At 71.2% G+C, this 18,592-nt stretch carries 17 protein-coding genes; 8 read left to right on the top strand and 9 right to left on the bottom strand.

Annotated features, from left to right (window positions below; all coding sequences use genetic code 11):
- Positions 1 to 9: 9 nt before the first annotated feature.
- From ACZ6R9_RS28160 to ACZ6R9_RS28140, 5 genes are all read right to left on the bottom strand, one after another.
- Positions 10 to 1,602, bottom strand: a complete 1,593-nt coding sequence (locus tag ACZ6R9_RS28160; RefSeq protein WP_465541138.1) for an MFS transporter — start codon at positions 1,600 to 1,602, stop codon at positions 10 to 12.
- A 37-nt stretch (positions 1,603 to 1,639) separates the two neighbouring features.
- Positions 1,640 to 1,936: an SHOCT domain-containing protein gene (locus ACZ6R9_RS28155; protein WP_380478376.1), complete on the bottom strand. Its 297-nt coding sequence runs from the start codon at positions 1,934 to 1,936 to the stop codon at positions 1,640 to 1,642.
- 88 nt (positions 1,937 to 2,024) lie between these two features.
- Positions 2,025 to 2,498, bottom strand: a complete 474-nt coding sequence (locus ACZ6R9_RS28150) for a DUF6325 family protein (protein WP_380478378.1) — start codon at positions 2,496 to 2,498, stop codon at positions 2,025 to 2,027.
- Between the two features lie 157 nt (positions 2,499 to 2,655).
- Complete coding sequence (locus ACZ6R9_RS28145) at positions 2,656 to 3,312, bottom strand: hypothetical protein (RefSeq protein ID WP_465541136.1); 657 nt, start codon at positions 3,310 to 3,312, stop codon at positions 2,656 to 2,658.
- A gap of 63 nt (positions 3,313 to 3,375) precedes the next feature.
- Positions 3,376 to 3,738 (bottom strand): SUKH-3 domain-containing protein, encoded by a 363-nt coding sequence (locus ACZ6R9_RS28140; RefSeq protein ID WP_465541134.1) that lies wholly within the window; start codon positions 3,736 to 3,738, stop codon positions 3,376 to 3,378.
- Positions 3,739 to 4,112: 374 nt separating this feature from the next.
- Here ACZ6R9_RS28140 and ACZ6R9_RS28135 point away from each other — a divergent pair, with 374 nt between their 5' ends.
- From ACZ6R9_RS28135 to ACZ6R9_RS28120, 4 genes are all read left to right on the top strand, one after another.
- Positions 4,113 to 4,364 (top strand): hypothetical protein, encoded by a 252-nt coding sequence (locus ACZ6R9_RS28135; RefSeq protein ID WP_380478381.1) that lies wholly within the window; start codon positions 4,113 to 4,115, stop codon positions 4,362 to 4,364.
- A 760-nt stretch (positions 4,365 to 5,124) separates the two neighbouring features.
- Positions 5,125 to 5,667, top strand: coding sequence for a hypothetical protein (locus tag ACZ6R9_RS28130; RefSeq protein ID WP_380478383.1), 543 nt, complete (start codon positions 5,125 to 5,127; stop codon positions 5,665 to 5,667).
- Positions 5,668 to 5,733: 66 nt separating this feature from the next.
- Positions 5,734 to 8,142, top strand: coding sequence for a hypothetical protein (locus ACZ6R9_RS28125; protein WP_465541131.1), 2,409 nt, complete (start codon positions 5,734 to 5,736; stop codon positions 8,140 to 8,142).
- 151 nt (positions 8,143 to 8,293) lie between these two features.
- Positions 8,294 to 8,857 carry a hypothetical protein gene (locus tag ACZ6R9_RS28120; RefSeq protein WP_465541129.1) on the top strand — a complete coding sequence of 188 codons (564 nt, stop codon included), beginning with the start codon at positions 8,294 to 8,296 and terminating at the stop codon, positions 8,855 to 8,857.
- A 15-nt stretch (positions 8,858 to 8,872) separates the two neighbouring features.
- Here ACZ6R9_RS28120 and ACZ6R9_RS28115 read toward each other — a convergent pair whose 3' ends face one another.
- Together ACZ6R9_RS28115 and ACZ6R9_RS28110 are read right to left on the bottom strand one after the other, a co-directional pair.
- Positions 8,873 to 9,925: a hypothetical protein gene (locus tag ACZ6R9_RS28115; protein WP_465541127.1), complete on the bottom strand. Its 1,053-nt coding sequence runs from the start codon at positions 9,923 to 9,925 to the stop codon at positions 8,873 to 8,875.
- Between the two features lie 93 nt (positions 9,926 to 10,018).
- Positions 10,019 to 10,252 (bottom strand): hypothetical protein, encoded by a 234-nt coding sequence (locus ACZ6R9_RS28110; protein ID WP_465541125.1) that lies wholly within the window; start codon positions 10,250 to 10,252, stop codon positions 10,019 to 10,021.
- A 237-nt stretch (positions 10,253 to 10,489) separates the two neighbouring features.
- Here ACZ6R9_RS28110 and ACZ6R9_RS28105 point away from each other — a divergent pair, with 237 nt between their 5' ends.
- From ACZ6R9_RS28105 to ACZ6R9_RS28090, 4 genes are all read left to right on the top strand, one after another.
- Positions 10,490 to 10,993: a toxin-antitoxin system HicB family antitoxin gene (locus ACZ6R9_RS28105; RefSeq protein WP_465541123.1), complete on the top strand. Its 504-nt coding sequence runs from the start codon at positions 10,490 to 10,492 to the stop codon at positions 10,991 to 10,993.
- 76 nt (positions 10,994 to 11,069) lie between these two features.
- Entirely contained in the window at positions 11,070 to 11,915 is an 846-nt protein-coding gene (locus ACZ6R9_RS28100) for a DUF4097 family beta strand repeat-containing protein (protein WP_465541121.1), read from the top strand.
- A 37-nt stretch (positions 11,916 to 11,952) separates the two neighbouring features.
- A complete protein-coding gene (locus tag ACZ6R9_RS28095) occupies positions 11,953 to 12,948 on the top strand; it encodes an ATP-binding cassette domain-containing protein (protein ID WP_465541119.1) in 996 nt (331 codons plus the stop codon).
- Positions 12,945 to 13,742 carry an ABC transporter permease gene (locus ACZ6R9_RS28090; RefSeq protein WP_465541117.1) on the top strand — a complete coding sequence of 266 codons (798 nt, stop codon included), beginning with the start codon at positions 12,945 to 12,947 and terminating at the stop codon, positions 13,740 to 13,742. Before ACZ6R9_RS28095 ends, ACZ6R9_RS28090 begins: the two co-directional genes overlap by 4 nt.
- Positions 13,743 to 13,783: 41 nt before the next feature.
- On the opposite strand, the gene ACZ6R9_RS28085 is transcribed toward ACZ6R9_RS28090, so the two are convergent.
- On the bottom strand, positions 13,784 to 15,442 hold the full coding sequence (locus ACZ6R9_RS28085; RefSeq protein WP_465541115.1) for an alkaline phosphatase D family protein: 1,659 nt from the start codon (positions 15,440 to 15,442) through the stop codon (positions 13,784 to 13,786).
- Between the two features lie 290 nt (positions 15,443 to 15,732).
- Entirely contained in the window at positions 15,733 to 18,279 is a 2,547-nt protein-coding gene (locus tag ACZ6R9_RS28080; protein WP_465541113.1) for a collagenase, read from the bottom strand.
- Positions 18,280 to 18,592: the final 313 nt, after the last annotated feature.

Raw genomic sequence — 18,592 nt, 5'->3', positions numbered from 1 at the left:
CGAACGGCGTCAGCCCGGCGGCCGGGGTGCCGCGCGGGTGGTGGGGAGGTGGCGGGTGAACAGCAGCGCGCCGCCGGTGATGATCGCGCAGGCGAGGACGGCGGACTTGAGGCCCTGGATCTGCGCGTCCTGGTAGTGGCCGACGATCGCCTCGGCCTCCTGCGGCGGGATGTCGGTCCGGGCCGCCAGGTCGGCCGCGACCTGGTCGGCGGGAACGAAGGACACCCCCGCCTCCACGTGCGTCCCGGTCTCCTGGGCGACGGCCTCGCTCACCCGTGGGTCGCTCTCGATCCGGGTGGTGACGGAGGCGGCGAGGGCGCCGATCAGGAGTGCGCCGATCAGCGCCGTGCCCAGCGAGGAGCCGAGGTTCTGCGCGGTGTACTGCAGGCCGCCGGCCTCGCTGCGTTCCTCCGTCCGCACGCTGGACTGCACGGTGTTGCCCAGCTGCGAGGCGAGCATGCCCATGCCGACGCCGAGCAGCGCCATCGCACCCGCGAACGAGGCGCCCTTCAGCTGCGGCCCGATCGCCGCGATCAGCCACAGCGTGGCGGCGAGCAGCACCAGCAGGCCGGTCCGGACGATCGTCCGGGAGGAGGCGAACCGCAGCAGCAGCGAGCCGCACATCGAGGTGGCGAGCATCGCCACGGACACCGGCAGCAGCCGCAGGCCGGTCTGGAAGGCGTCCAGGCCCTGCACGACCTGGAGGTAGAGCGGGATGACGAAGAACAGGCCCAGCAGCACGGTGTTCTGGTTGAACAGCGTCACCAGCCCGGCGCGCAGCGGCTGGTTGCCGAACAGGTCCAGCGAGACCAGCGGCGTTCCGCCCCGCCGTTCGCGGTGCCGTTCGTGGACGGAGAAGAGGTACAGCAGTACGACGCCCAGCCCGATGGCGAACAGCGTCGGCGCGAAGCCGAGCACGGTGAACGGCGGGTTGCGGGGCTGCACCCAGCCCCAGGTGCCGCTCTGCAGGACGGCCAGCACCATCAGGGCGAGACCGGCGGCGGACAGCGCGGCACCGAGCACGTCCAGCGCGGGTCGCACCTTCGGCGGGGGCTGCGCCGGCACCCAGCGCATCACCGCCAGGATCGCGACGACCAGCACCACCTCGCCCGCGAACACCAGCCGCCAGGTCAGGTAGGTGGTGACCCAGCCGCCGAGCAGCGGCCCGACGGCGATGCCCGCGCCCGCCAGACCGCCGACCACGCCGTACGCGATCGCCCGCTCCCGCCCCTGGTAGGACCCGGCCACCAGGGCCGCCAGCGCGGGCAGCACCAGCGCCGCGCCCAGACCCTCGATCACCGACCAGCCGAGCGCGAGCACCGCGACGGTCGGGGCCAGCGCGGTCAGCCCGGAGCCGATGCCGTACACGACCAGCCCGATCACGAAGACCTGCCGCCGGCCGACCATGTCGCCGATCTTGCCGCCGGTCAGCATGAAGGCCGCCATCACCAGGGTGTAGAGGGTGATGACGGCCTGGATGGTGGTCACCTCGGTGTGGAAGTCGGCAACCAGCTGGCTGATCGACACGTTCATCACCGAGGCGTCCAGCACCATCAGGAACTGGGCCGTCCCGAGGACGATCAGCGGCTTCCACCTGTTCACTGCGCCTCCCAGCCTGCCGGGCGTGCCGGTCCCCGGTTCAGCCGCCGAGGATCCGCGCCTTCTGCGCGGCGAACTCCTGCTCGGTGAGCACGCCCTGCTCCTTGAGCGTGGCGAGCTGCTGGAGCTGGTCGAGCTTCTGCTCCATGCTCGGGGCGCCCGCCTGCGCCTGTGCCTGCGGCGGCGGGGGCGGGGCGGCGGGCTCGGCGTAGCCGACCTGCTGGGACTCCTGCTGCGCCCACCGACCGGCCTGCCGACGGGAGACCCGGTTGGAAACGGCGGTGGCGGTACCGGAGATGACCGCCGTGCGGGCGACGCCGCGGAGCAGTCCTGGCATGGTGTTCTCTTTTCTCTTGAGGCTTCTCCGGGGACTTCTCCGCAGGCTTCTCCACGGACTTCCCCGCAAGCTTCTCCACGGACGCGGTTCAGGCCGTGCGCCCGGTCCCGGTCCCGGTCTCCTCGATCGCGTCGAGGACGTCGACCAGGTCCTGCAGCGGGACGCGGCCACCCGCGAGCATCCGGGCGTCGGCCCGGCGCAGCGCGGCGGCCAGGGGGGCGGCCCACCGGTTCTCGTAGAGCAGGACGACGGCGGAGTCGCCGGGGTCGAGCAGGGCGCCGGCCTCGGCGAGGTCGGCGTCGCCGAGCAGACCGGAGGAGGCGCCCTCGAACACGGCGAGGTCCAGCTTTCCGTCCCCGTCGAGGTCGGCCACTTCGACGCCCACGACCGTGCCGTCGGCGCCCTTGCGCAGGAACGTCAGGTCGAGGATCCGGATGATGCCGCGCTCGACCAGGTCGAGCAGCAGCGGCATTCCCTCACCGGTCAGTCGGCTTCCCGGAAACGAGATCACCAGGTAGTCGATCGGGCCCAGTTCGTCCGGGCCCTGGGGTTCGTTGCTCACGGCGGCTCCCGGGGACGGCCGGTCGGCCACGTCTGCCGACCGGGATCGGGCCGGCGGCGCTCGCCGCTTACCGGCCCGGTCCCACGCTAGCCCGCACCCCGGATCTCCGCGCCCCGGTGCGGCCGGGCCGCTACGCCGGGTGAACGGGCGCGGGCCGCTACGCCAGGTGAACGGGCGCGGGCCGCCGGGGGCGCAGCAGCACCTCACTGCCGATGGGGGTGAACCCGCACGCGAGGAAGGCGCGCAGCGAGCGCGCGTTGCCGGGCGAGACAGCGGCGAAGACCGGCTCGCCTTCCGGGACGAGGGTGAGCGCGTCGGTGATCAGCGAGCGCCCGCGGCCCGGGACGGGCTCGTCCGGATCGTGCAGTTCGATGCTCAACTCCCGGCGCCCGGCCAGGCCTTGGGCGAGGGTGACCAGTCCGCGCCCGTCCCCGTACACCTCGACGCCGCTGCGCAGCTCGCGGGCGTGCCGTACCCGGGGGTGCTCGTCCGCCCCGTCCAGCGCCCCGAGTTGTGCGGGGCCGCCGCTGCCGGGGGCCACCAGCGTCGCGTCGAGGCAGCCGATCCATCCGCCCGGGCCGGCCAGGTGGCGCAGGAAGTCGGGCGCCATCGACTCGCCGAACCCGTCCGCGCCCAGTGCCCGTACTTCTTCGGCGGCCCGCGCGGTGGCGACCACCGCGTGCCCGGTGAACGCGACCGAGCACTCCAGCCCGCCGCCCAGCGGCCCGTGCACCGTCACCTCGCCGTCCGCCGGCGGGAACACGCCTTTGGCGGCGTTCAGGAAGTACTCCAGCAAGGGATGCGCCTCGATCATCCTTCTACCACCCGTCAGTTGTGGATCACCACGGTCGAACCTACGCCGAACCCGGCACGGCGGTCAGCTCGTTTCCTGAGCGCTGGTTGACGGTTCGTCACGGATCCAGCGGGCGGGGCCGCCGAGGATCAGGTGCTCCATCGCCTGCGGCATCGGCTCGAAGCTCGCCGGCCCGCACTCGACCAGGTAGACCTCGCCGGTCTCGTCGATGCCCAGGAAGAAGCGGCTGCGGTCGAGTCCGCCGAGCGGGAAGATCCGCCGCCCGGCGGTCTCCCCCAGCTCCAGGTACCTGTCCTCCTCCCCCACGGCCAGCTCGGGATCCAGCTCGAACGGCGTGCGCGCGCAGGTGATTCCCGGCCCGTCGATCTCGGCGGTCAGCCCGCCGAACTCGCGCAGGAACGCTTCCGCCGCCGCGTCCAGCTCCACACCCCCGGGCTCGAACAGCTACCGCCACCGCCCGGCCCCCACGGCCCTTCCCGGTGTCCACCCGGAGGCCGTCAGCACCCTGGTCACCTCGTCCGGCCATCGGTTCCCTCGCCATCCCCCTTGCTCTCAAGACAGTTCACGTTCCCACAGCGCGCATGGGGCGCACTTCGGGCCGGCGCACGCCGGGACGCGGTACTACGTACCACCCGATCGGCCGAGTGGGACCACTCTCGCATCGATCGCGGTCCCATCGGCCCGCCATCATCGTGCCGGTACCCGAACCACCGTGGCTGCGACCGGCTTCCGGCCGCCCGCGGTGCGTGCTTGCGCGGTGCCACTCCTCCCGCACGGCCATTCGAAAGGGAATGCGCACGATGAAGTTCCACCACCTCGCCCGCCGGGCCCACTCGATCGCCGCCGCGGTCGTCCTCGCCGTCGGGACCTTCACCGGCGCCTCCCCGGCCCACGCGGCCGACTCCTGCGAGCAGGCCCAGCTGCGCATCTCGCAGGACTTCGATGCCAGCTCCCCCCGTCCGGTCCGAATCCCCGGCAGCGAGTACCGCTCCGCCGCCGCCCACCTGCTCGGCCGCGGCCCCGCCGACCTCACCGGCTGGACCAGCAACTGACCAACCCGCGCCGTCGGCGCTCGAACGGTCGATGCCCGGCGGGCGGAGAGTCGGTTTCTCCACCGCCGGCGCTCCCCTCCCCACCTGCGCCCGCAGGCGACCGCCCGCTCAAGGTCTCCGCCACGGACCCGTCACCGCCGTCCGCCTGCACAGCATCAGCCCCCGGAAGCGGGGAGCCGCTGCCCACACACATGGTCGACACCGCACCTCACCCCCGTTGCACCGGATTTGGTCAGGCGGCGGCGCCCCCTGAACTCACACGAGCCAATTCCTTGTTCAACCGGTTCCCGCACTCCGGCCCGAGAGATTCCAAATAATTCGAACATGAGGCTGGTCTACCAGCTCTCCACATCTGCCGCCCGATCCTCTTCGCCGTGCCACACTCCAACAATGACGATGCGTCGATGGATCCTGGCCCCACTGACGAGCTGGTGCGCGCTTCGACTGGTTCGCGCCAGCGCCGGCATGCTCGACACGGACACCGCATGGAGAACGGCCCGCATGTGTCTCAACCCTGACGAGCTACCATTCCTCCTATCAATACACGAACCATTTCCGACAGTTCGGCATGCGCAAATTTGCACACTCGAAGGCTGCCGCCGGATCGAAACTCTGACCGATTGATCGACAGATCGAAAAGACGTTCTCCATGTCGGCCGGCTCGGATTCAGCCATTGTCTCGATTTTCCACACGCCACCACCTGCCCCGGCTGTATGAATGTTTCTCCACTGACCAGCTGTCGAAATTCCGGGGGATCCGATGTCCGACGTTCTCAGCCTCGCCGCAGTGGCCGCCACGGCACTCCAGCCGACTTTCACCTTCCTCTACGGGCGCGTTGAGGCACTCCTCGACCGTCATGGGGGGCGCGGAGCCGCCGTCGAACTCACCGCGTCCGACCTGCCGCTCACACTCGTGGGAACCGTCGCTCTGCCGCTGACGGTCAACGACCAGTGCCTGCATGAGCGCGCCGGGCAGCTGCGGATGGCCAGGACGGTACTTGCCCGCTACCAGCAGAATCCGGCCCTGGTCGTACCGGACGACGAAGTGTTGACCGAGGTCCTCGGTCAACTCCGCGCGGCACTGGAGGAGATCTACTCGCACCGCTTCACCTTCACCGGCGAGCAGCGTCCGCACTCCGCCCCCGTGGTCATGCAGCGAATCGACGACCTGGCAGGCGACTTGACGGGCATGCACGCGTCCCGGGCGATCGTTGCCGGAGCGGTCGAGCAGGACGTCAAGACCGTCGGACGCGGCTCGACGGTGATCGGGATGTCCGCCCCCGTGATCGGCGGCGGGGCATGAGGAACTGATCCCCGCCACCCGCGAGCGTCCCCGGCACCACACTCGTCCAGCACCAGGAGATGCGGCATGAACTCCCCCTTCCGATTCCGTGGCCAGGGCCCCGCCGACGATCAGCCGCCCACGCCCGCGCCTCTTCCCGCGGATGCGGCTTCGACGGACGGGCCCGCGGAGGCGGTCGATCTCGGGACCGCCCACCTCCTGGCCCCCGGTCAACACCTGCCACCAGCGACAGCAGTTGCGGAGTTCGACGACGGCGCCGAAAACGAACCGGCGGGCCGCATTACCGCTCAGCACGGCCACCACCGGCCGGTGCCACCCGGCACGCCGGAACAGGATTCCGACAACGAGGTGCTGGAGGAGACCGGATCCCCTGACCGGCACTCGGCCTCCGCAGCGACGGATCCGGCCGAGCACGCTGCACCCAGCGACACACACCAGGAAGACCCGGGTGTCCTGCTGCCCGAACAGCCCACCGCTGCCGGACCGTCGGTCCAACAGAACGTCGGCACGAACTACGGTGTCACCATCGGCGCACAGTTCCAGAACATCATCAATGGCATGCGCACCGTCGAGCTGCGCCCGGGCTGGGTCGACCAGCAGCTCGCGGTCCACGTCCCGCCGAAGAACCTCGACGAGGCGAGAATCAAGCTGCGCGACGAGCACGTCGTCGTACTCATCGGTGAGAACGGTGCAGGACGCGAGGCCGCCGGCCTCTGTCTCCTGCGGGAACTCGGCAAGGACCTCACGTTCAAGCGCTTCCACCGAGAGCCACGGGACCCGTTCTCGCTCGCCGACCTGACAGGCCAACAGAACATCGGCTGGATTCTTGATCTCAGGGCCGAGGGCGACACGGTGGCGGGCGGCTTGGGCTACTCGCTTCAGGACACCGGCACACTCAAGGCCGCGACGTCGTACCTCGTCGTACTGACCAGCCCACAGATGTGGTCAACCATCAGCGACGGCAGCGACAAGTCCCATGTGCTGATCGAGCCGGCCGACGCTCCGGAGGTCCTCCGGGCCCATCTGGCCTTGGCCGGGTGTCAGGAGCCCGAGCGGTGGATCGGGAATTCGCGGATCGAGCGTGCGATCGCCCGTAAGCTTCCGGGCGAGGTGAAGCGCTGGGCCGAGGCCATCGTGACCGAGGAGGCTCGGCCGGCCCCCACGCTGGTTGCCGCGGCAGGCGGTGAACAGGGCGTCGAAGAGTTCAGGGCTCGGGTTGAACGTGTCGTCGAGGCCATGGCCGACTGGCGAAACCAGTTGCTCTCCTGGCACATGGCCCATCCCAACAGTGATCACCGCAACTACCTTCTCGCGGCAGCCGCCATGGACGGCAGTCCGGTCGAGCTGATTTATCACGCCTCGGAGAGCCTCGCCAAAGATCTCGGAGAGGAACCCACGCCGAGGCCGGGCCAGCAGGGGCCGGGCATCATCGAACTCACCCACATGATCGGCGCGGAGCTCTCCGCCGAAGCCACGGTCACGCTGCCCAGCAAGGACTACGCGGAGGCGGTCGTCGAGTACTTCCTGCTGGACCGGGCCCATCTCGTGGACCGCTTCACCGAGTGGACGGCGCACCAGGCCGCCTGCCTGCCGGGCGGTCTCGGCACACAACTCGCCGATCGCGTGGCGGTGTGGGTGATCCGCCACACCCAGAAGAGCCGTTCGGTGAAAGTGCTCAAGGCGGTGGCCACGGTGTGGTCCGCCAGGCCCCTCCTCCGCGGGCACGCCCGCGACCTCCTGTCGATCGCGGCGGTGGACAGCGGGGTCGGTCGTCTGGTGCGCGAGCAGAGTCTCGTCTGGACACGCGACGACAAGGAGCCGGACAGCCTTCGGGCCACCCTGGCCGGTGTGTGCCAGCAGGTGAGCCAGGTCTATCCGAAGGAGGCACTGCTTCGGCTGGGTGAACTGGCCGCTCGTGGCAATACCGCCGTCACCGCCGCGGTGGGTGAAGCGATCAACACCATGTGGGAGCACCCCGACGAACGCCAGCAGACTCGGAAGGTACTGCGTCAATGGGCCCGTAGCTCCACCGAGTCGCTCCGCCGCTACAGCAGTCAGGCGTTCCTGTACCTCGCCACCCGCACGGAGGCATGCGGCACGCCGTCCCTGCTCGTCGCAGGTGCCGAGTACGAGGGCAATCTCCCCTGGATCGTCCAAAGTTGGCGCACCACCCTGGAGAACGACACTGCCCCCGACAACGCGATCGACGCCTTCAAGGTCTGGATGGACCACTCGGCCGCTGAACCGAACACCCGCGATGCTGTGTTCGACATTCTCGCCCGAGCTGTCCACGACGCCCCCGAGGCCAGCAGTGCTGTCCGCTTCCTGAGTCTGAACCGGCTGGCGAGCCACTGGGAACCGTCCGAGCCGAGGAAGCCACTGACCGAACGTGCCCGCTTCCGTGACTCGCTGATCGACTGGGTCAGGGCCGCGGACCCCACCGCACGAACGGACTCCGGTGTTTCGCAGCCGTAGCCGCAGGCTTCGCGACGGTCCCCTCCAGGCCGCCGGCACCGTGCCGAGCTCCGTCGAGTGCTACCGGTTCCACTTCGAAACCACGGGCCATTGGTGCGACTCCCCAGGACCGGATCGCCATCACGACCCCGAGGCTGCTGCGACCGACCACGTGCTCACGGTCATCCGCGAGATCGCCGGCGCTCACTCGACACCGGACGCACTCGCGGTGGAGAAGCGCCTCAACTCCCGTCTCGGCATGCCGACTTCGGTGCCTGGCAGGCCGGTCTCCGTCCGCTGGGCATCCGTCCGTCTGTGGGTGACAGCAGAGGACGTCGCCCGCGCCGACCGAGCCATGCAGCGCATCCACGAGCACAACCTGAAGGAGGAGCTGCACAGGCGGGAGATGGAGCTCAGCGAGGCCTTCCGGAACGCACTTCGCGTGGATCCCAGCCTGGCGCTCGCCCATCTTGCCCTTCGTCACCCGCAGGGCCTGTCGGCGGACACCATCGAGGTGATCGACCAACTCATCGTCCGAATCGTCTCCTGCGACCCCGGTACCTCATGGGTCGCAACGGCCAAATTCCTCCACGAACTCGTCCACGACATGAAGCCCGACACAATCGCGCATCTCATCGACGAGCTCGCGTCCCTCGCCGCCCGATTCGGTCAACCGAAGGCTGCCGCACGCCTGCTGAGCCACCGCCCGCCGCAGGCCGAGACAAGTGGTCGGTGACGCTCCGACGCCCCGTCAGCACCACCCGAACGGCATCCAGCCCGGGTGGATGGAGCGCACGACCGGGCGCCGGCCTGCGGGGCGGCGGGCCAGCAGGTCGTGGATCAGCCGGTCGTCGAAGTAGGTGCCGGTGCGCCAGGTCGGCAACGGCGGGTCGTCGCGGTCGAGTTCGGCACGCAGTCGGCCGTGGACGCGGACGGCGGACCGCGTGCGTGGGAAGGCGAGGTATCGCCAGACCTCATGGTCGAGCGGGACGCCGGTGACGCCGGGCGGGGTGGGCCAGGGGCGGCCGGTCTGCGGGTGGCGCGGGACGAGCGCCAGCTCGGGGTGACGGTCTGCCAGGGGGCGGCCGGGGCCGTGCAGGGCGCAGCGTTTCGCGGGCCGGCCGGCGCCGGCCGGGAAGTGGCGCATGGCACGGTCGAAGACGGCGGCGGCCCCGTCGTCGTCGAACACGACGGGCGCGCCATCGGCGGCGAGGGCCAGGTCGACGAGGGTCACGCTCATCTCCTGCTCGCAGCGGTGGCTCCAGCGGCCGCGCGGCTCGATCGGGGGGACGGCGCAGGGCTCGTGGATCAGCTCGTCCCAGTCGGCGACGGGTGGATCGAGGCCGGCAGGGACCGCGCGGACCGCGTCGGGCTCCAGCCAGACGGTCTGCCACACCGAGCAGTCGTCCTCGCGCACGCCGACGGGCTGCTCGCAGTGCGCGCAGGCCAGGTTGGGGCCGTACTGGCCGGTGACGCCGCAGCAGTAGCCGTCGGCGCCGTCGACGATCAGCATGGTGCCGATGTCGTCGCCGGGTGCCAGCAGGATCCGTCCGGGAGCGCCATCCGACAGGCTGTACACGCGGTCGTAGTAGCCGCGGGCCTCCGCCTCGCCGTCGGCGAGCTCCTCCCAACGCCGCCAGGGCGGGCCTGACGGCTCCGGGTCGACGGCGTAGCTCCCGGCTTCCATCAGGGCGGGCATCCGCAGGCCGTTGCCCACTGGGTGATGGGCGTAGGGCGGGAACCGGACCCTGCTGACCGGCCGGGTGAGTGTGCTCGCGCAGTGCGCGCACGCGAAGTGCTCCAATGGGCACCCTCCTTCGACGACCGGCACAAGATCGCACACCAACCGGATCGGATGCAAAGGGTTTTCGACCACGCATCAGGGCAGCGGCTTCGTTCAGCCCCGTTCGCGCAGCGCCCGGTCCACCTGGCCGCGCTCGTAGCCGATCCGGACGATGTCGAACGCGGCGGGGCGCGGCCGCTGTTCGGGCGGCAGTGCGAGGTGGGCGTCCACCTGCTGCCGGTCGTAGCCGCGCCGCACCAGGTCGAACGGGGCGGCCGGGCCGTCAACTGCGGCCTCGGCGGGGGCGGTTCGGCGCTGCCACCAGCGGATGCGGTGCTCCTCGGTCATGGCGGCGGTCCTCCCCTGTCGGCGGCTCCTCCCGGGGATGCTACCCGCCGGGCCGATCGCCACCATGACGCACCATCAGTGGCACCACTTGGCACCACTTGGCACCACATGGCGCCACCACAGGTTTCCCCGATCCACCAGCTGTCCCCGCTGGTCAGCGCAATCCAAAGCCGGAGAGCAACAGCCGGTCGCCACAAGGGACTTGTCGTGGCATCACAGTGGTGCCATCATGGAGCCATGGACCTCACCCCGTATGTCGACAACCTCCGGCGCGAGTTGGCAGTGGCCGCCGAGGCCGGCGGGCTGGAGGCCCGCGAGCTGGCCGACCGGCTGACGGCACCACTGGAGTCGGCGACCCGGCTGACCATGCTCAACGTGCTCTCCGCCGCAATGGCCGAGGTCACCCGCGAGCTCGCCCCGGGCTCGGTCGACGTACGACTGCGCGGCCTGGACCCGGACTTCGTGGTCACCGCCCCACCCACCGAACCCTCACCCGCCGGGCCCGCACCCACCGGCGACCTGCCCGCCGCCGAGGACGACGGCGGCACCGCCCGGATCAACCTGCGCCTGCCCGCCCAGCTGAAGGCGCGCGCCGAGGAGGCCGCCGCCCGCGAGGGGCTGTCGGTCAACGCCTGGCTGGTGCGGGCGGTGGCCTCCGCCGTCGAGGGCGGGGCCCGTCCGCGCCCGCAGGCGGAGCGTTCGCAGACGTTCGGCCAGAGCTTCACCGGCTGGGTCCGCTGACCTGGCAAGCGCCATCACCCCGACACCCGACGACCAGGCCCCGACGCCTCCGACGACCCCTGAGGACGGTACCGCCATGCCTTCTTTCGACACTCCCGAGCCCATCTCGCTGAACGTCCAGGTGCAGGCGGGCTCGTTGCACGTCATCGCGACCGACCGCACCGACACCGTGGTCGAGGCCCGTCCGCGCGACCCGGACCGGGAGGTGGACGTGCGCGCCGCCGAGCAGACCGGGATCGACTTCGCGGGCGGCGTGCTGACCGTCCGCACCCCCAAGCAGCGCCACCCGCTGGGCCGGACCGGCACGGTGGACGTGTGCGTCGAACTGCCGGCCGGCTCGCACCTGGAGGCAGGCGGCGCGTGGACGCAGGTGCTCGGCGAGGGCCGGCTCGGCGAGGTGCGGGTGAAGACCGCCTCCGGCGACGTCCGGCTGGACAGCACCGGGCCGCTCCACCTGACGGCCGCGCACGGGTCGGTGACCGTCGAGCAGGTGCGGGGCCGGGCCGAGATCAGCACCAGTTCGGGCAGCGTCCGGGTGGGGCTGCTGGACGGCCCGGCGGTGGTGAAGAACTCCTACGGCAGCACCACGGTCGCGCTCGCCGCCGCCGACCTTCGGGTGAGCGGCGCCCACGGCGACATCACCGTCGAGCGGGCCGAGGCCTCGCTGCGCGCCAGCACCGCCCGGGGCACCCTGCGGGTGGGCGAAGTCGCGCGCGGCAGCGTGCAGTTGGAGACCGGCTTCGGCACCATCGAGCTCGGCGTCCGGGCGGGCACGGCCGCCTGGTTGGACGTCAGCGCACAGCGCGGGCAGGTCCGCAACTCGCTCACCGGCACGGACGCCCCGGAGCGCGGCGAGGAGACCGTCGAGGTCCGCGCCCGCACCCGCTACGGCAACATCGACATCCGCCGCGCCCGCGCCTGACGCCCCGTCAATCTCAACTCACCCACCGGGAGGGCACATGCCCACGTTTGTCATGCCCGCGCCCAGGAAGGCGCCGAGCGGCCCCGCCATCACCGTGATCGGCCTGCGCAAGTCGTACGGGAAGAAGACCGTCCTCGACGGCATCGACCTCACCATCCCCACCGGCACGGTGTTCGCCCTGCTCGGACCGAACGGCGCTGGCAAGACCACCACGGTGGAGATCCTCTCCACGCTGGTCGGCGCCGACGGCGGCCAGGCGCAGATCGCCGGCCACGACCTGAGCACCGACCCGGACGGGGTGCGCTCGGCGATCGGGGTCACGGGGCAGTTCGCCGCCCTGGACGACCTGCTCACCGCCGAGGAGAACCTCCTCCTGATGGCCGACCTGCTGCGCCTGCCCCGGGCTCAAGGACGCGCCCGGGCAAGGGAGTTGCTCCAGCTCTTCGACATCGCGGAGGCGGCCGGCAAACGCGCCGCGGCCTTCTCCGGCGGGATGCGCCGCCGGCTCGACCTGGCCATGACGCTGGTCGGCGACCCGCAGGTGATCTTCCTGGACGAGCCCACCACCGGCCTCGACCCGCGCAGCCGCCGCACCATGTGGGACACCGTGCGCGGCCTGGTCGCCCGCGGCACCACCGTCTTCCTGACCACCCAGTACCTGGAGGAGGCCGACCAACTGGCGGACCGGATCGCCGTCCTGGACGGCGGCCGGATCGTCGCCGAGGGCAGCCCCGACGAACTGAAGTCCCGCATCCCCGGCAGCCACGTCCGCCTGCGTTTCGCCGACCCGGCCGGATACGCCCGCGCCTGCGCCGCGTTCCCGGGCGCGGGCCGCGACGAGGAGAACCTCGCCCTGCGCATCGCCGGCGACGCCGGGCTGGACGCCCTGCGCGCCCTGATCGACCGGCTGGACGCGGCCGGGGTCCCCGCCGCCGACTTCTCCGTGCACACCCCGGACCTGGACGACGTCTTCCTCGCCCTGACCGGCACCGCCACCACATCCCGTCTCGCCACCGAGGAGACCCCACGATGAGCAGCACCCTCGCCCTGGCCGCGCGCGACTCGATGACCATGCTGCGCCGCAACCTCAAGCACGCGGCCCGCTACCCGGCACTCTCGTTCAGCTCGGCGATGACGCCGATCCTGATGCTGCTGCTGTTCGTCTACGCCTTCGGCGACTCGATCGGCGCCGGGCTGGGCTCCGGCCCCGGCGGCGGGCGCGACGCGTACCTCGCCTACCTGACGCCCGGAATCGTGGTGATGGGCGTGGCGGCGGGCTCGATGACCACCTCGGTCGCGATCTGCTCCGACATGACGGGCGGCATCATCAACCGCTTCCGCACCATGAACATCACCCGGTCCTCGTTCATGACCGGCCATGTGATCGGCAGCGTGCTCCAGACCGTGCTCAGTGTGGTGCTGGTGGTCGCGGTGGCACTGGCGGTCGGCTACCGGTCGGACGCGGGCGTGCTGGCGTGGCTGGCGGCGCTCGGGCTGATCCTCGCGATCGCGGTCGCCGTGACCTGGCTGTCGGTGGCGCTCGGGCTGATCTCGAAGACCGTGGAGTCGGCCAGCAACAAGCCGCTGCTGATCCAGTTCCTGCCGTTCCTGGGCTCGGCGTTCGTACCGGCCGGCTCGATGGCGCCGGGGCTGCGCCTGTTCGCCGAGTACCAGCCGTTCACCCCGATGACGGAGACCCTGCGCGGCCTGCTCTCCGGGACGGCGATCGGCTCCAGCGGCTGGCTGGCGCTGGCCTGGTGCGCGGGCATCGGCGCGGTCGGCCACCTGTGGTCGCGCTCGCTGTTCAACCGCAGCACCACCCGCTGAGGCGGCGGCCTGACGAATCGTCAGGCCGCCTGCGGTGTCCGTCAGTTGACCGGAGCGTGGACCCGCTCGATCTGCTGGGTGCCGGAGCGCGTGCGGTAGGAGCGGCTCCACTTGGTGGTGGCGTCGGGCTTGGTGCGGTCGGACAGGACGTAGTAGTCCATCTGCGCCCGCTCGGCGGTGATGTCGAGGACGCCGTAGCCGTGCGAGTCCAGGTCGGTCCACTTGACGTGCCGGTTGGACGACTGGATCGCGGCGGAGGCCACCAGGGACAGGGTCTGCGGGGCGACCTTGAGAATGTCGTCGATGTTGTCGGAGCTGACCGAGGTGACCACGAACTCGGTGGCGGCGCTGCCGGAGGCCGGGTAGGTGGCGGCCTCGAAGGGCACGTCGCAGGCCCAGGCGGAGTGGATGTCGCCGGTGAGGAACACCGTGTTGGTGATGTGGCGGTCCTTCAGGTGGCCGAGCAGCTCGCGCCGGTCGTGGGTGTAGCCGTCCCACTGGTCGGGGTTGACGGCCAGTCCCTCGCCGGGCAGGCCGAGCAGCTGGGCGAGCGGGCGCAGCAGGTAGTCCGGCAGCGCCAGGAAGGCGACGGGCGAGATCATCACCTCGTTGCCGACCAGCCGCCAGGTGGTGTCGGAGGCGGCCAGTCCGGCCTTCAGCCAGTCGAGTTGGGCCCGGCCGGTGATGGTGCGGTCGGCGGAGTCGATGTCGCCGTTGCCGATGGCGGCCTGCTGCGAGCGGAACGAGCGCAGGTCGAGCAGGTGCAGGTCGGCGAGTTTGCCGTAGCGCAGCCGCCGGTAGGTGGTGCCGGCGATGGACGGGCGGACCGGCATCCACTCGAAGTAGGCCTGCTTCGCCGCGGCGACCCGGGCGCTCCAGTCGCCCTCGGCACCGGGGGTGTGGTTCTCGGCGCCGCCGGACCAGGCGTCGTTGGCGAACTCGTGGTCGTCCCAGATCGCGATGGTGGGGACGGCGGCGTGCAGCGCCTGGAGGTCCGGGTCGGTCTTGTAACGGCCGTGCCGGGTGCGGTAGTCGGCGAGTGTGAGGATCTCGTGCGCGGGGGCGTGCGGGCGCACCACGGTGCCGCGGGTGCCGTAGGCGCCGGAGGCGTACTCGTAGATGTAGTCGCCGAGGAACAGGAAGACGTCGAGGTCGCCGCGGGCGGCCAGGTGGCGGTAGGCGGAGAAGTAGCCGGCCTCCCAGTTGGCGCAGGACGCGACGCCCAGGCGCAGCCGGTCCACGGCGGCGTCGGTGGCGGGGGCGGTGCGGGTGCGGCCGAGGGGCGAGACGGCGTCGCCGGCCAGGAAGCGGTACCAGTAGGCGGTGTCGGGGCGCAGGCCGCGGACGTCCGCCTTGACGGTGTGGTCGGTGGCGGCGGTGGTGGTGACGGCGCCTTGGGCGACGACGGTGGTGAACGCGCGGTCGGTGGCGAGCTGCCACTGGACGGCGGTGTCGGGCCCGAGTCCGGAGCCGGGCACGGCGTTGGCCGCGGGGGTGACCCGGGTCCACAGCAGGATGCCGTCGGGCAGCGGGTCGCCGGAGGCGACGCCGTGCAGGAACTGGGCCCCGTCGGTGGCGGCTGCGCTGCCGGCGGTGGCGGTGAGCGGCAGGGCGAGGGCCCCGGCGGTGAGGGCGGCCGCCTGGATGACCTGGCGGCGCGCTGGGCGGGCGGTGGGCGCGGTGGCGGTGGGTTCGGTCACACCACCTGAGGTTTACCGACGGGTAATGGCTTGTCCAGAGCCCGAGTTGACTATTCGTCAAGCCTTCACCGCGATATCGCCAAGGCGGTCGGGTCGCCCGCGATTCGTCCGGGGGCCGTACGCCTGGGGGCCGGGCCGGTGGCCTGGTGCAACGACGGCAGACCGGCGCCCGCCCCGCCTCCGTGCGTCCCGACCGGCCACTGCGCCCCGCTCCGGCCGGGTGGCCGGAGCGGGGCGCCCCTTGGACGGCGCGGTGGCCGTGTCGGGTGTCGGTGGTGGTGCGGGCGGGGTCAGTACTGGGTGGTGACGGTGACTCCGCTGAAGGCGGTCTTGCCGTAGAGGCTGATGTAGCGGTAGCCGGCGGTGGGGTTGGTGACGGTGATGCTCTGGCCGCCGGTGGTCTTCGTGGAGGAGGCGGTCCAGGCGGTGTCGGAGGCCCAGGTGTCGGCGTTGTAGTAGAGGTAGGCGGTGCCGGTGCCGCCGGTGGTGGTGATGTTGAGGGTGACGGTGCCGGCCGGCATGTAGATGTACATGCGGTCGAGGCCGCCCGCGTCGGCGGACCGGTCGGCGCGGAAGCAGTTGCGGTCCAGGGCGCGGGTGTCGCTGCCGGTGCAGGCGGTGGGCGCGGCGGGCGCGGTGATGGTGACGGGCTTGCTGGTGGTGGCGCTCTTGCCGTTGCTGTCGGTGACGGTCAGCGTGACGGTGTAGGTGCCGGGGGTGGTGTAGGCCTTCCAGGGGGAGGCGCTGGTGGAGGTGGTGCCGTCGCCGAAGTTCCAGGAGCGGGTGCTGATGGTGCCCTTGCCGCCGGTGACGGTGGAGCGGTCGGTGAGCTGCGCGGTCAGGCCGGTGGTGGTCGCGTCGAACGCGGCGACCGGGGTACCTGCGGTCAGGCAGGTGTCGGTGGCGCAGGTGTCGAGCCAGGAGGCGAAGCCCGGGTCGTAGGAGGTGCCGAGGGCGTTGTAGTAGCCGTAGCCGCGGGCGTAGTCGCCGAGGCGGAAGTAGTAGAGCATGCCCTGGATGACGGTCGGGTAGCGCTCGAACATGTGGCGCGTCGCCAGGTAGCCCCAGGCGTAGGTGCGGGTGGTGTCGCTGTTGCGGTAGGTGCTCTGGAACAGGGTGCTCAGCGCGTAGGTGTGCTTGGGTGCCTCGCCGACGGCGAAGGCGTCGGTGAGGCCGCGGTAGGTGTAGGAGACGTACTCGGCGAAGCCCTCGAGCCACCACAGGTTGGGGACGCTGGTCTGCTGGTTGAAGCCGCCCTTGAAGTTGTAGCGGGCGTCCAGGACGTGCGCGTACTCGTGGTTGAGGTTCCAGATCCGGGCGGTGAAACCGTTGTCGGTGGGGTGGCGGTACATGATCGTGACGGGCTGGTTGGCCGGGTCGGTCGGGTCGCCGGTGAGGGTGATGCCGCCGTTGTTGGTGTTGGCGCCGTAGATCGCGCCGGCGTAGGTCCGGTAGTCGGCCTGGCTGGCGAACACCACGATCTGGACGGTGGACTCGTACTGGCCGGGGACGGGGCCGTTGTCCCGGATCAGGTTGTGGACGAAGGCGTCCTCGCGGGTCAGGTCGGCGCAGACGGCGGCGAGCTCGGCCGGGGTGAGGTCCTGGGCCAGGATGGTGCGGGCGGCGTCGCACTTGTAGGTGGTGGGCAGGACGGCGGCGGTGAGGCGCTTGGCCAGGTCGCAGACGCCGTAGTAGGAGCACTGGTCGTGGTCGAGGAAGTCGGTCATGTTGGCGGTGGACACCCACAGGGGGGCGGTGGGTCCGGTCATCGCCGAGCCGTCGAGAAGTTCCTTGGCCATCGGGCGGACCTTGGCCTGGAAGGCCGGGTACTTGACGAAGCGGGCCAGTTCGAAGCCCGCGTTGGCGTCGAGGAAGGCGTTGTCGGTGCCGAGCAGGTCGCGGTGGGCGAGGGCGAAGGCGTCGAGCGTGTCGATGATGCCGGGGTCCGCGGTGACGGCGGCGACGAAGTCCTGGTGGTCGTGGCCGCGGTCCAGTGAGGTGAAGACGCTGTTGACGAAGGTCAGCAGGTCCCGGGACTTGTTGTACGAGGCGTTGTAGCCGTCGAGGATCTGCTTGTAGGTGTTGAGGTAGCGGGCCTGCAGGCCGGTGCTGTCGGTGAGGATGACGACGTCGTTGGCGACCTGGCCGTTGGCCTCGGTGGCGTCGGTCAGGTGCGGACTGGCGACGAAGCTGTCGATGCCGCGCGTCACCGCTGCGGTGAGGGAACTGTCGTAGGCCGGGATGTTCTTCGGGTAGTTCGACTGCACGTAGTAGCCCGCGCGCAGGAACAGGACGAGCTGCCACAGGGAGGTGGAGTTGTCGCCCGAGTAGGTCGCGGAGGCGCTCTGGAAGGCGTCGGCGACGGTGGCCATCTGGCTCTGACGGTAGACCGCCGCCCCGTCCGCTCCGGACATCATGAACAGGCTGCCGATGCACTTCGGGGTGGATGCCTTGATGTACGACACCAGGGCCGTGCCGGTGCGGGAGCTGTAGTCCGCCGGGGAGCAGGACTGGGCCGCGGTCGCGTCCGCGCCGCCGGGCGCGGCCAGGGCCTTCGGGGCCTTGGCGGGGGCGGAGGTCGTCGTGCCGGGGGCGGTGGCCTCGGACGGGTTCGGCGGGCTCAGCGGCAGCAGCTGGGTCGGGGCGAGCCGGCGGGCCTGCGGGGCGGCGTTCTCGCTGTCGGGGTCGATGCTGCTGCCGGTCACCTGCCCCGGGGCGACGGTGTCCTGGTCGGCGCGGGCGACGGGCGGCTTGGCGGGGACGGCGGCCGCGCCGGGGGCGGCCGCCAGCCCGAGGAGGGTGGTGCCGGCCGCTATCGCGGCCAGGAGCCTGGGCATGCGGGTATGCAGGCGCACAGTCGGTCGTCCTTTGTGGGGGGAGGTGACAGGGGGGCGCGCCTTGGCCAGGCGGTGAGGGGCCGCAGAGCAGGCGCGCGCACGCATGCTTCCACGTCATCTGACCGTCATTCAATAGCATGTGACATGTCATCTGACGTTGACTGGCCATAACATCGCTGCCCACCACCCTGCGGCCCACGGGCGGTGCTCGGCGCCGACCACCGCCCGTGGATCCGCCAAGTTCCGGGCGCCGCCGACCCGTTGGTGCGACAGTATGTCCGCCTGCCGTCCTGACGAGCGAAGGGCGGTCCGC

The sequence above is a fragment of the Kitasatospora sp. NPDC048662 genome, assembly GCF_055587065.1.
Note: the sequence above shows the minus strand (reverse complement) of the source record. Positions and strands in the feature narration are given on the sequence as shown.

Coding starts and splice junctions, on each gene's coding strand:
- ACZ6R9_RS28155 (WP_380478376.1), bottom strand. CDS start 1,936: ATGCCAGGACTGCTCCGCGGCGTCGCCCGCACGGCGGTCATCTCCGGT.
- ACZ6R9_RS28145 (WP_465541136.1), bottom strand. CDS start 3,312: ATGATCGAGGCGCATCCCTTGCTGGAGTACTTCCTGAACGCCGCCAAA.
- ACZ6R9_RS28135 (WP_380478381.1), top strand. CDS start 4,113: ATGAAGTTCCACCACCTCGCCCGCCGGGCCCACTCGATCGCCGCCGCG.
- ACZ6R9_RS28130 (WP_380478383.1), top strand. CDS start 5,125: ATGTCCGACGTTCTCAGCCTCGCCGCAGTGGCCGCCACGGCACTCCAG.
- ACZ6R9_RS28125 (WP_465541131.1), top strand. CDS start 5,734: ATGAACTCCCCCTTCCGATTCCGTGGCCAGGGCCCCGCCGACGATCAG.
- ACZ6R9_RS28110 (WP_465541125.1), bottom strand. CDS start 10,252: ATGACCGAGGAGCACCGCATCCGCTGGTGGCAGCGCCGAACCGCCCCC.
- ACZ6R9_RS28105 (WP_465541123.1), top strand. CDS start 10,490: ATGGACCTCACCCCGTATGTCGACAACCTCCGGCGCGAGTTGGCAGTG.
- ACZ6R9_RS28100 (WP_465541121.1), top strand. CDS start 11,070: ATGCCTTCTTTCGACACTCCCGAGCCCATCTCGCTGAACGTCCAGGTG.
- ACZ6R9_RS28095 (WP_465541119.1), top strand. CDS start 11,953: ATGCCCACGTTTGTCATGCCCGCGCCCAGGAAGGCGCCGAGCGGCCCC.
- ACZ6R9_RS28090 (WP_465541117.1), top strand. CDS start 12,945: ATGAGCAGCACCCTCGCCCTGGCCGCGCGCGACTCGATGACCATGCTG.
- ACZ6R9_RS28080 (WP_465541113.1), bottom strand. CDS start 18,279: ATGCCCAGGCTCCTGGCCGCGATAGCGGCCGGCACCACCCTCCTCGGG.